An 11,081-nucleotide genomic window follows, 5' to 3' on the forward strand; every position below is an offset into this window, starting at 1 on the left:
CCGATCCGGTGTCCTCCTGGTCAACTCGGACGCGGCACCAGTCGTTGCCGTCACCGTGAGGACGCGATCCTCACCTGCCGGCTGATCGACCGCCCGCTGCGCGGTGGAGTTCGAGGTACAACTCGCCGGCTGCTATCAGGCCGCGGCCAAAAGCGCGGGCGCGCGGAGCACACCAGCTCGGACATCGCGTCGAGGGCGGCGTACAGGTCGCCCTCGATGCCCAGGTCGCCGGAGACCCAGGCGCGTGCCATGCCCAGTTCGCCGGGCTTCCACAGGAGTCGGCGCAGGGCACGCCGGTTGCGTACGACCAAGGTGGGCGCCTCGGGCGGCCCTGCCTCGGAACCGTCCCAGGCGCGGATGCGCACCGGGACAGAAGTCCCCAGTAGCTGTTCGAAGAGGGATTTGAGCCGCAGCGCGGCATCAGCCATGGCGCACACCTCCGTGACGCGGATCCCGGAATTGTCCATCACTACGTAAACACCGGCCAGGCCCGATCGCAGTCCTGCTTGAGCGTTACGAGTAGGCAAAATAGGTGTAGCCACCATGGAGGCAGGGGGTGTCGGGGAACGCCGAAGGGGCCGCCCGCACCACGGATGGCGAGCGGCCCCTTCGGGCGTACAGGTACTACGGGTACTACGGGCACTACGGGTAACGGGTACTACGGGTCAGCCGTGACCAGAGACGGTCAGGAGGCCTTGGCCTTCTCCTCGGCCTTGGCGGCCGCAGCGGGCGCCGGCGCCGGCTTGGCGGCCTCGTAGAACTCCTCGCGGGGGTTCTCCATGGCGCCGAGCGACACGACCTCGCGCTTGAGGAACATCGCGAGCGTCCAGTCGGCGAAGATGCGGATCTTGCGGTTCCAGGTCGGCATCGCCAGACCGTGGTAGCCACGGTGCATGTACCAGGCGAGACGGCCCTTGACCTTGATCTTCACCTTGCCCATGACGATCATCGCGACGCCCTTGTGGAGGCCGAGGCCCGCCACCGCACCCTTGTTGGCGTGCGAGTACTCCTTCTGCGGGAAGCCCCGCATACCGGAGATCACGTTGTCGCCGAGGACCTTCGCCTGGCGCAGCGCGTGCTGGGCGTTCGGCGGGCACCAGGCGTTCTCGACGCCGGCCTTGCGGGCGGCGATGTCGGGCACCTGGGCGTTGTCGCCGGCGGCCCAGATGTAGTCGGTGCCGGTGACCTGGAGGGTCGGCTGGGCGTCGACGTGACCGCGCGGGCCGAGCGGGAGGCCGAAGCGGGAGAGAACGGGGTTCGGCTTGACGCCGGCCGTCCATACGATCGTGTTCGAGTCGACCTCAAGGCCGTTCTTGAGTACGACGTGACCGTCGACGCAGGAGTCCATCGAGGTCGAGAGGTAGATCTCGATCCCGCGACTCTCCAGGTGCTCCTTGCCGTAGAGGCCGAGCTTGGGGCCGACCTCCGGGAGGATCTTGTCGGCGGCGTCGACGAGGACGAAGCGCATGTCCTCGCGGGAGACGTTGTTGTAGTACTTGGCCGCGTCCCGGGCCATGTCCTCGACCTCACCGATGGTCTCCGCACCGGCGAAACCGCCGCCGATGAAGACGAAGGTGAGCGCCTTGCGGCGGATCTCCTCGTCGGTGGTGGAGTCGGCCTTGTCGAGCTGCTCGAGGACGTGGTTGCGCAGGCCGATGGACTCCTCGATGCCCTTCATGCCGATGCCCTGTTCGGCGAGGCCGGGGATCGGGAAGGTGCGGGAGACCGCGCCCATCGCGATGACGAGGTAGTCGAAAGGCAGCTCGTACGCCTCACCCACGAGGGGGGCGATCGTGGCGACCTTGCGGTCCTGGTCGATGGTGGTGACCCGGCCGGTGAGGACCTCCGCCTTCGGCAGCACGCGTCGCAACGGGACGACGACGTGCCGAGGGGAGATGCTGCCGGCGGCGGCTTCGGGGAGGAAGGGCTGGTAGGTCATGTACGACCGGGGGTCGACGACCGTGACGGTCGCCTCGCCGTAGCGCATCTTCTTGAGAATGCGCCGAGCTGCGTACAGGCCTACGTACCCACCGCCTACTACGAGGATCCTGGGACGCTCCGTGGTGCTCATGCCATCGAGTATCCACCTGCCCCTGGGGGGTCGCTCGTGCGCCCCTTCACAAGCTTCCCTGGGGGGTGTGTTATCCTCCGCGACTCGCATGATCCAGGTCACTCCGCGGGGGCCGAACCAGGGTGCGGTTCGCCCCGTTGTCAAGGCCGCGTGAGCTGCCGCTCTGCACCGTTGGACCCCCTGAACCACACCTCCGCGACACCCTCCCGAAACTCCCCCGAATCACTCCCGCACCGCCCCGCCGAACACGCTCCCAGCCCCGCTGGGACCCCGGAAGGGCCAACCGGGGCAGTCTCGTCGCCCAACAGGACAGAATTCCTTGTGAAGAACTTCACGAACTTTCTTACGGACGTGTTCTGAAGGGGGTCGGCGAGCGCCCCTGCAACCGCTCATACGTTATATGGGCTGCTCAGGAGTTTAATACCGGCCGGTAACAATTCGGGGTCGCGGGGGTCCTGCACAGCCGCTCCTCCACACCTTGAAGACATGGCCGTCTACGACACGCTCGGGAACGCCGAGGACGTGATCGACATCGGCGCGGGCACGGGCTCCTACGAATCACCGCCCACGGTTCTCGCCGTAGAACCCAGCCGGATCATGCTCGCCCAGCGCCCGCCGTGCGGGCGGTGGCTGAACGTCTTCCCCTCCGCGGCAAGGCCGCCGACGCCGTCATGGCACTGCTGACCGTCCACCACTGGAGCGACCTCGCGACCGGCCTCGCGGAACTCCGCCGGGTCGCGCGCCGCCGGGTCGTCGTCCTGGCCTGGGACCAGCGGGTCTTCCGCGAGCGGTTCTGGCTCGTGCGCGACTACCTCCCCCAGGCCGCCGCCTACGACGACACCCGCGCCGTCCCGACCGAGCGGCTGGCCGCGCTGCTCGGCGGGGCGCGGGTGGAGAGCGTCCCGGTCCCGCACGACTGCACGGACGGGTTCGGCGCGGCGTACTGGCGCCGCCCCCACGCCTACCTCGACCCCCGGGTGCGCGCCGGCATCTCCATGCTCGCCCAGACCGGGGAGGACGCCCTCGCCCCCGGCCTGGCCGCGCTCAGGGACGACCTCACGACCGGCCGCTGGCACGAGCGGTACGCCGACCTGCTCGCGCTCGACACCATTGACGTCGGCTACCGGCTCCTGGTGGCGGACTTCTGACCGACGCGTACATCAACTGACCCATACGTACGCCAACGGCCGCAGATCCAGGGTGAGTCGGGAATGAAGCCGCCGCGGGCGCATGTTGGCAGCCCCATGACGTCCTCGCCGATCACCATGCGCGCCGTCCAGCTCTCCGCCCCCGGCCCCGTCGAGAACCTGCGGCTGACCACGCTCCCGCTGCCGCCCGAGCGGGACGGCTGGGTACGCATCCGCGTCGAGGCGTTCGGCCTCAACCGCTCGGAGTTGAAACTCCGGCTGGGGGTGAGCGAGGGCGTCAGCTTCCCCCGGGTGCCGGGGATCGAGGCCACCGGCACGGTCGACGCGGCCCCGGCCGGCAGTGGACTGGCCCGCGGGCAGAAGGTCGTCGCGATGATGGGCGACATGGGGCGCACCTACGACGGCGGCTACGCCGAGTACACGTCGGTGCCGCTGTCCCAAGTCATCCCCGTCGACACCGAGTTGCCCTGGGAAGTGCTGGGCGCCCTCCCGGAGATGGTGCAGACGGCCTACGGCTCGCTCACCGTCGGACTGGACCTGCGGCCCGGCCAGACCGTGCTGATCCGCGGCGGCACGTCCTCGGTGGGCCTCGCGGCAGCCGCGCTGGCGACCTGGCGCGGAGCGACCGTACTGTCCACCACCCGCCGCCCCGATCGCCTCACTTCGCTGAAGGAGCGCGGCGTCGACCACCCCTTGCTGGACACCGGCGAAGTGGCCCCCGCCGTACGGGAGTTGTACCCGTCCGGCGTCGACGCCGCCCTCGACCTCGTCGGCACCCCGACCCTCCCCGACACCCTGCGCGCGGTACGCGTCCACGGCACGGCCTGCTTCGGCGGCAGCCTCTCCAACCAGTGGACGGTGCGGGGCTTCTCCCCGAACGAGTACCTGCCGAGGGGAGTTCGCCTGGCGGGCTACTTCGGCGACGCGTCCGACCTGTCACCGGCGGTCTTCCAGGAGATCCTCGACGCGGTCGCCGCCGGTCAACTCGCCTTCCCTGTCGACCGGGTGTACGACGGCCTGGAGCAAGTACCGCAGGCCCACGGGGACATGGAGCACAACCGGGCCACCGGGAAGCTGGTGGTCCGGGTCCGGCACTAGGGTCTGTCCGGCGGAGTCTAGCGGGCCCGCTACTTGCCGCCCTCGGCCTCTTCCGCCACCTTGAACGCGATGCCGTCGAGCATGTCTCCCAAAGGTGCACTGGGCTCATGCTCGCTGGGATCGCTTCCACGAGCGTCTGTGCGCTCAACTTCTGCGTTCCAGATCGTTGCCTCTGGTTCCCACACCGGTACGACCCTCGCGCGGGTCTCGTAGCGAGACGGGCGGGGTGAGACGAGTATGTGCCTGACCAACTGCCGCAAGATCGAATTCCGCTGCACGGTGGTCAGCGTGGCCCACTCGGGGAGTACGCCGACGACCAGGGGCCGGAAGTCTGCCGAACTGGGCATCTCTTCCGGCTGCTCCTCGTTCAGCTTGTCCAGCTTGGCGGCGACGTCGGTGCGATCCCGTTCGAGCTTCGCGCACGCGCTGTCGTACGCCTCCGCCGGGTAGCGGTGCGGGTTGATCGCGTAGTCGGTGACGAGGCGAGTCAAGGCGTCTTGCAGGCGGGTGTGTTCGGCCTGGAGCGTCGCCCGGTCCTCAGTGGCCTCTTCCTCTTCGGGCTCCTCCTTCTGCGGCGGCGCGGTGGGTGGGGGCGCGGGCACGTCGTCGATACCCTGTGCGACGTCCTTAAGGAAGTCCTGTACTTCCTTGAGTAGGTCTCCGTAGGTGCCGACCGCGCCCTCGCAGTCGCCGCCAACATCCGCCCTGACGCAGCGCCAGTAAACGGCGCCGTTCGTATTCTGTCGTCCGGTCATGGAGCCACGGCACCGGATGCAGCGCACAAGGCTGGTGGTGTCCCACACCGCGGACCGCTCCCGCGGGTGCTGCTTGCGCTTGCTCGCTCGCCGGTCCTGGTACGCCTGCCACATTTCCTCGGAGTCGTCACAGTCGGGCAGATCGAAGTTGATCACTGCGTCGTGAGCGCCTCGGAAACGTCGCCAGTGACGGCACGACGACTTCCGGTCCTTGGGGCAGTCGCACGAGTCGCGCACTTGCAGGTATCCCGCAGCAAAGCCCGAGTCCATATAGCGGAGCAGGGAGCTTTGAGTGAATACCTTTCCGCGAGTGGTCCGGAACCCGGCTTTGTTCAGGTAGCGCGACAGGTCGATGAACCCAGTGCCGTTGATGTACTGGTTGTAGCAGTACGCGAGGGCGGAGGCGGATTCCTCGTCTGGCTCGTAGCGCTCGACCTGAAGCCGAAAGCCAGTGGGTTCGGTGGCGTCCGGTACACGGCGCGGGTACCAAACGTATCCGAACCGCTTCCGGCCTCCCGAGGGCAGTAGCAGGCCGAGGCGATGCGCGTGCACCTCTTTCCACTGCTCGCCGGTTCGGTCCGACTCGAACGCGCTGAACTCCAGGATCATCCCGCGCTGGAACCTGCCGATGGCCGTTTCGGCATCGACGGGTTCGGTCGCCGACTGAAGTTGACCGCCAACGTTCTCGACACGTGCAAGGTTGACAGCGTTGCCGACACGGTCACGGCCGAACCGCGAGTAGCGCCAGACAGCGATGCCTCGGGCGGCCCTGTTCTCGACGAGTTCAATGGCCCGCATGATTTTGCGGTGGAAGTCGCGGCCTGACGCGTCGAGGTCGACAACCCACTTGACGATGCGTCGATTGGTGCGCCGGGCCCACTGTTCGATCGCTGTGCGCTGAATTTCGGGGCTGATCTTCTCCTCTCGCCATGTACTGACTCTGATGTAGCCGATGTACGGCTCTCGTTCCGCGGTGCGGAACGTCGCAAGTATTTGTGCTGTCACAGCGCCTTCCGTTCGGTCTGTCGAACTTGGTTCGGACGTAACGTGATCACGTTGCCCGCATCCTGCTCGGTGCGGTCCTCCCGGTTGCCCGGCGTGGGCGGGGTGGGTGCGTCGAGCAGGCCGCGGGCGACGTGGTCGAGGGCGCGGTTGTATCCGGCGCGGTCGGCGTCGGCGAGTTGGTCGTCGGTGGCGCGCTGGGAGTTCTGAACAGTGCGGATGATGGTCAGGGGGACGGCGGTGAGGACGACGAACAGGCCGGTCCCGAACAGATCGTCGTTGTTGCCGAGTAAGCCGACAGCGCCCGCGCTAAGCCCTACCGCGAGCAGGGTGAAGGCGAATACGGGCATGTATCGGTGGGTCACTGTGCTGCCTCTCCGTGCGGTTAGTTCTCGGCGATGCGTCCCTCGCCGTTCTCGGCGCGCTGCTCTCGCAGGGTGGCGGTCATGTTGACGAACAGGCGGCGTGACTGCGGGTCGGTGATGCCTAGTTCGTCGGCAGCGGTTTCGGGTGTCAGTGGGTTGGTGCTGGTGGGGTTGCGGACGTCGTTCAACTCGCGTGTGCTGAGCACGCCGGCGGCGACGAGCACCTCGGCGAGGGGCAGGCGGAGGGCGGTGGCAATCGCCTGAAGTGTGCGTGTCTCGGTGACGGCCTGGCCCCGCAGAATGCGGCTGACAGTGCTGTTGCTGAGGCCGGCGCGTTCGGCGAACCTGCTTTGGCCGCCCCCCCTGGGTGTCAGGTCGTAGCCGCGTTGCTCAATCTGGATTCTGAGCCAGGCGCCGAACTGCTCTGGCGTCGCGCGATCGTTCTCGCCCGAGTTCGTATCTTCCATGGACGGAACATACCTTCCATGGAACGTAGCTACCAGGCGACCACTCGAACGCGCCCGGAGCATGCATGTTTGACACGGTTCACCCCCAATGAACTGCGGCGATGCACTCGAACAGGTGACTGATTGTTGTCGGGCATATGCCGAGTGTCAACGCCATTCGGCAAGTGCTTTCCGTACAGACGTTCGACTCACCCGTCACACCAGCATGTTAACGTTCCTTCCACGGAAGGAAGTAATCCTTCCGTGGAAGGAAGGTGCTCATGTGTGACCGCGCCGCCTTGATCGCCGCCGCTCGACAAGCGGGGGGCCGCACTCCGTCAGACACAGCACGCCGATTGAAGGTTGCCCGGACCATCGCACGGTGCTTGCGGAACGGGCTCACCGCCCCAAGTGCCAACGTAGCGGGGGCAGTTGAAACGCACTACGGCGTTTCCGCCGGGCAGTTGATCAAGCAGGCCGCCGCATGACCGTCGACGTGATCCCCCGCGAACAGGCCCTCGCCAATGCCCGCCGGGCCCTCGACGCCGCCCGTGCCAGTCGTGACTTCGACCGCGCCGCAGGTCGCCTTGACCCCGCAGCGGAACTGATCTTGCGCCGTCTCGAACGCCAGCAGCGCCAGCAGGCGCCCGCCGTCGAGCACCGCGCCGCCGCCTGAAAACACGGAGGGCCGCCCGGATGCGACCCGGACGGCCCTCCCGACCGAACCCCGAGAGGTACCGACCGTGAACACCTCCAAGCCTATCCACCGCGCGCCCCGCGCCGCCCTCGCCGTACTGGGAGCCCACCGCGCGCGGAGACGCCTCACCCGTACGGAAGTGATCGCCCGGCAGTTGGACGCCATCGCGCCCGGCACGGTCCACGTGCGGACCGTGCCGGTGCGGACCGACCGCGACGGCGAGCAGCGCGTCGCGACGTGGGTCGTCCTCGACGACGTCCTCGGACTGCCGGTCAAGGCCGACCGCGCCGCGCACCTCGCAGCCCGCGGCCTGCTCACCCGCATGTTCCCTGGCGCCGACTGGTCGCGGGCCCTCGCCTACGACGCCCGTACGGGCGACCTCCGCCTCGACGAGCCCGCCGCGCCCGCCGCCCTCGGCCTCGACAGCGCCCCGGAGTCGCGCCGATGATCCCTCAACTCACCGCCGACGGCCTCGCCGTCCGCCTGCCGGTCGCCCACCGCACGGCGCGCGTCCTCGACGAACTCGCCCTCGCCTACGCCCAGGGCCCCGAGGACGTCGGCCGCCTGCTCGCGCTGCACGCCGCGCACGTCGTCCGCCTCGATCACGCCGTCGTGAGCGAGGACATGGCCGAGTACGAGCGCAACATCCGTGCCGCGCAGGCCGACGCGAGTCGCGAGGCCCTGCTCGCCGAGGCGCCGAGCGCCGACGGCCTCGACCCGCTGCTCGGCCCCGACGACGCGATCACCCTCGCCGGCCGCATCACCCGGTTCGCCGCCCGGATACGCCTCGCACCGGACAGGAGCACGCGCCCGTGACCCTGACCCTTGAACGCGCCGCGCAACTACTCGCCGACCGTGCCGTCGAGATGGTGCCCGGACAGCTCGCCATCCCCGACGGCCCCCGGATCGGTTCCCTGTGCTCCGGGTACGGCGGGCTCGACATGGCCGTCGCCGGTCTGCTCGGCGCGTCCGTGGCCTGGCACTGCCAGTACGACCCCGACGACAAGCACCAGTACGCCGCGCGCATCCTCGCGCACCACTGGCCGACCGTCCCAAATCATGGCGACGTCACGGCCGTTGACTGGTCGGAGGTCGAGCCGGTCGACGTCCTGACCGCAGGTTTTCCATGCCAGGACGTGAGCCTTGCGGGCAAGCGCGCGGGCGTGATCGGCGACACCGTCGTACCCGCTGGCGTCCTGCTGTGCGGTGACTGCCGGTGGGGCGAGCACGACCTCGCGACGTGTGAGGCGGCCTCGCCGTCCGGCGCCGTTCCCGCACGCCTGGCCGGCATGGAGGCCGCCGCCGCGGTCGCCGAACTCAACGCCCGCGACCTCGCCGACCCGGCGGGCCCGCCGCCCGAGCGGGTGATCAGGGGGAACCGGTCCGGTCTGTGGTTCCACGTCGCCCGCGCCATATCCGTACTGCGACCCCGGTTGGTGGTGATCGAAAATGTCCGCGGGCTTCTCTCGGCCAAGGCCGTTCGCGGTGTGGGACCCGACGGCCCGCCTGTGGATAAGGACGGCGGAGACGCCGACACTCTTCGAGCTATCGGCGCCGTACTCGGCGACTTGGCCGACCTCGGGTTCTCTGCGGAATGGCACGTGCAGCGCGCATCCGACGTCGGGGCGCCTCACCAGCGCGAGCGCGTTTTCATCATCGCGTGGCCTGCTGCCGACGCCGACCACGAGCGAGTGGAACGGACCGGGGACGCCGGACGGGAACCGCAACGACACGTTGCGGGCCCGCATCGCACACCTTCCGACGCCCCTCGCGAGGGACAGCCGGGGCAGGGGGCACGACGACGGCCTACCGGCGGTCGTACGGCTGCTGAAGACCCCGACGGCCTCGCTCGGCATGAGCGGAGGCTCGCAGCACCCGGAGAAGAGGAAGGGGGGCGGGCACGGCCCGACGCTCGCCGACGAGGTCGAGCACCTGCTACCGACGCCGAGGGCGAGCGACGGCACCAAGGGGAGCCCCAACCAGAAGCACGGGGACGGAACGCCGACTCTGGCGAACACGGCAGCGTCGATTGGGGCCCCTACGCCCACGCCGTTGCGCAGTGGGAAGCGATCACGGGCCGACCGGCACCCCGGCCAACTGACGATCGAGGCCGCCTGACCCCGGCGTTCGTCGAATGGATGATGGGGTTGCCCCTCGGCCACATCACGGGCGTGCCGGGCCTGTCCCGCCCCGCCCAGCTCAAGGCGTTGGGTAACGGCGTCGTCCCCCAACAGGCCGCACACGCGCTGCACTTGCTGCTATACCGCGCCGGGATCGCCGCACGGTTCGGACTGGCCGCATGAGCGCCGGCACGCCCGTACGGGGCGTTTCCGTCGACCTCGCCCTCGCGTTCCTCAAGCGCACCCGTGAGACCGAGGACGGACACCGCGAGTGGACCGGCACCCCCGCCAAGGGCGGGGGCCGGTTCCAGCACAAGGGCGTGTCGTACACCGCGTTTCAGGCCGCTTTCATCCTGTGGCACGGGCGGGCCCCGACCGGCAGCGTCTCGCCGTCGTGCGAGGTGGCGACGTGCTGCTCGCCCGCCCATGTCGACGACCAGGAGACCCGCGAGCGCGAGCGCTCCGCCCTCGCCGACGTCAAGGGCATGCGGCACCGGCCGCGCAAGTGCAAGCACGACCAGGCCGTACACGGCCGCCACCGCGACGACGGCCGGCGGTACTGCGCGGAGTGCAACCGGCTTTCCAGCAAGCCGAGTTGCGGGCACGGCAACCCGACGTGTCACGACTCCCAGGTACGGCCCTACCCGTGCGGGCCACGGTGCGAGGAGCACCAGCCGGCCCGCACCCGCCCGTTCGTCACCGCCGCCGCATGACCGCCCCGGGGCGAGGACTGGCCGCCGAGCCCCTCGCCCCGGGTGCCCCATCCGAGGAGCACAGCCCCCGTGACCTGGTTCAAAGTCGACGACACCTTTTACGGGCACCCGAAGACGCTCAAGGCCGGTAACGCGGCCGTCGGTCTGTGGGCCAAGGCCGGTGCCTACGCCGCGCAGCACCTCACCGAGGGCGTGGTTCCGGGCGTCGTCGCGCAGTTGTACGGCACCGCGCCGCAGGCCCGGAAGCTGGTCGCGGCCGGCCTGTGGCACGCGCACGGCCACACGTGCCCGCACCCGAGATGCAAGCAGCCGGCCCCCGGCGACTACTACATGCACGACTTCCTGATCTACAACCCGACCCGTGCCCGGGTCGAGGACGAGCGGGCGAGGTCTGCGGAGCGGCAGCAGCGGGCCCGCGAGCGTGCCGCCGGGCAGCGCGGGGCATCTCGCCGATCGCCTTCACCAGTTCCTCCGGCGTGGTGCACGCCGACTCGTGCCGTGAGGCCGTGGCACCGTCGTTGGCGAGCGCGCGCATGGCGCGTCACCGCCGTCCGTTTCCAGGGGATCATCCACGACTTCGTGATGCTGAACGCCCTGCGCGAGACGCACGCCGCCGAGGCCGCGATCACGATGGCCGTCACCGTCCTGCGCAAGGCGCTCGCCTCC

The 11,081-nt window shown here is 69.2% G+C and carries 12 protein-coding genes and 2 pseudogenes; 9 read left to right on the top strand and 5 right to left on the bottom strand.

The genetic code is table 11. From position 1 onward, the window contains the following. Positions 1-175: 175 nt before the first annotated feature. A pseudogene (locus ACNFOC_RS42590) lies at positions 176-428 on the bottom strand (SAM-dependent methyltransferase); the annotation flags it as partial. 257 nt (positions 429-685) lie between these two features. Beyond that, positions 686-2,071 (bottom strand): NAD(P)/FAD-dependent oxidoreductase, encoded by a 1,386-nt coding sequence (locus ACNFOC_RS42595; RefSeq protein WP_416964379.1) that lies wholly within the window; start codon positions 2,069-2,071, stop codon positions 686-688. Between the two features lie 486 nt (positions 2,072-2,557). Here ACNFOC_RS42595 and ACNFOC_RS42600 point away from each other — a divergent pair, with 486 nt between their 5' ends. From ACNFOC_RS42600 to ACNFOC_RS42610, 3 genes are all read left to right on the top strand, one after another. After that, a complete protein-coding gene (locus ACNFOC_RS42600; protein WP_416964380.1) occupies positions 2,558-2,755 on the top strand; it encodes a hypothetical protein in 198 nt (65 codons plus the stop codon). Then, positions 2,698-3,219 (top strand): methyltransferase domain-containing protein, encoded by a 522-nt coding sequence (locus ACNFOC_RS42605; protein ID WP_416964381.1) that lies wholly within the window; start codon positions 2,698-2,700, stop codon positions 3,217-3,219. The genes ACNFOC_RS42600 and ACNFOC_RS42605 overlap by 58 nt, the downstream gene beginning before the upstream one ends. Positions 3,220-3,315: 96 nt before the next feature. Then, positions 3,316-4,317, top strand: coding sequence for a zinc-binding dehydrogenase (locus ACNFOC_RS42610; protein WP_416964382.1), 1,002 nt, complete (start codon positions 3,316-3,318; stop codon positions 4,315-4,317). Positions 4,318-4,346: 29 nt separating this feature from the next. Here the strand turns inward: ACNFOC_RS42610 and ACNFOC_RS42615 are convergent, their stop codons facing one another. Genes ACNFOC_RS42615 through ACNFOC_RS42625 form a run of 3 tightly spaced genes read right to left on the bottom strand, consistent with a single transcriptional unit; the run spans position 4,347 to position 6,906 of the window. Continuing rightward, positions 4,347-6,077 carry a recombinase family protein gene (locus tag ACNFOC_RS42615; RefSeq protein ID WP_416964383.1) on the bottom strand — a complete coding sequence of 577 codons (1,731 nt, stop codon included), beginning with the start codon at positions 6,075-6,077 and terminating at the stop codon, positions 4,347-4,349. Further along, complete coding sequence (locus ACNFOC_RS42620; protein WP_416964384.1) at positions 6,074-6,424, bottom strand: hypothetical protein; 351 nt, start codon at positions 6,422-6,424, stop codon at positions 6,074-6,076. The genes ACNFOC_RS42615 and ACNFOC_RS42620 overlap by 4 nt, the downstream gene beginning before the upstream one ends. 35 nt (positions 6,425-6,459) lie before the next feature. After that, entirely contained in the window at positions 6,460-6,906 is a 447-nt protein-coding gene (locus ACNFOC_RS42625) for a helix-turn-helix domain-containing protein (protein ID WP_416964385.1), read from the bottom strand. 463 nt (positions 6,907-7,369) lie between these two features. Between ACNFOC_RS42625 and ACNFOC_RS42630 the strand changes: the two genes are divergently transcribed. From ACNFOC_RS42630 to ACNFOC_RS42655, 6 genes and pseudogenes are all read left to right on the top strand, one after another. Next, positions 7,370-7,561, top strand: coding sequence for a hypothetical protein (locus tag ACNFOC_RS42630; RefSeq protein WP_416964386.1), 192 nt, complete (start codon positions 7,370-7,372; stop codon positions 7,559-7,561). A 67-nt stretch (positions 7,562-7,628) separates the two neighbouring features. Next, on the top strand, positions 7,629-8,030 hold the full coding sequence (locus ACNFOC_RS42635) for a hypothetical protein (protein WP_416964387.1): 402 nt from the start codon (positions 7,629-7,631) through the stop codon (positions 8,028-8,030). Beyond that, positions 8,027-8,398, top strand: coding sequence for a hypothetical protein (locus ACNFOC_RS42640; protein WP_416964388.1), 372 nt, complete (start codon positions 8,027-8,029; stop codon positions 8,396-8,398). Before ACNFOC_RS42635 ends, ACNFOC_RS42640 begins: the two co-directional genes overlap by 4 nt. Beyond that, entirely contained in the window at positions 8,395-9,885 is a 1,491-nt protein-coding gene (locus ACNFOC_RS42645; protein WP_416964389.1) for a DNA cytosine methyltransferase, read from the top strand. The genes ACNFOC_RS42640 and ACNFOC_RS42645 overlap by 4 nt, the downstream gene beginning before the upstream one ends. Beyond that, positions 9,882-10,415 (top strand): hypothetical protein, encoded by a 534-nt coding sequence (locus tag ACNFOC_RS42650; RefSeq protein WP_416964390.1) that lies wholly within the window; start codon positions 9,882-9,884, stop codon positions 10,413-10,415. The genes ACNFOC_RS42645 and ACNFOC_RS42650 overlap by 4 nt, the downstream gene beginning before the upstream one ends. Before the next feature lie 540 nt (positions 10,416-10,955). Further along, positions 10,956-11,081: pseudogene (locus ACNFOC_RS42655) on the top strand (esterase); the annotation flags it as partial.

The organism is Streptomyces colwelliae (genome assembly GCF_048158785.1).
GTDB lineage: Bacteria > Actinomycetota > Actinomycetes > Streptomycetales > Streptomycetaceae > Streptomyces.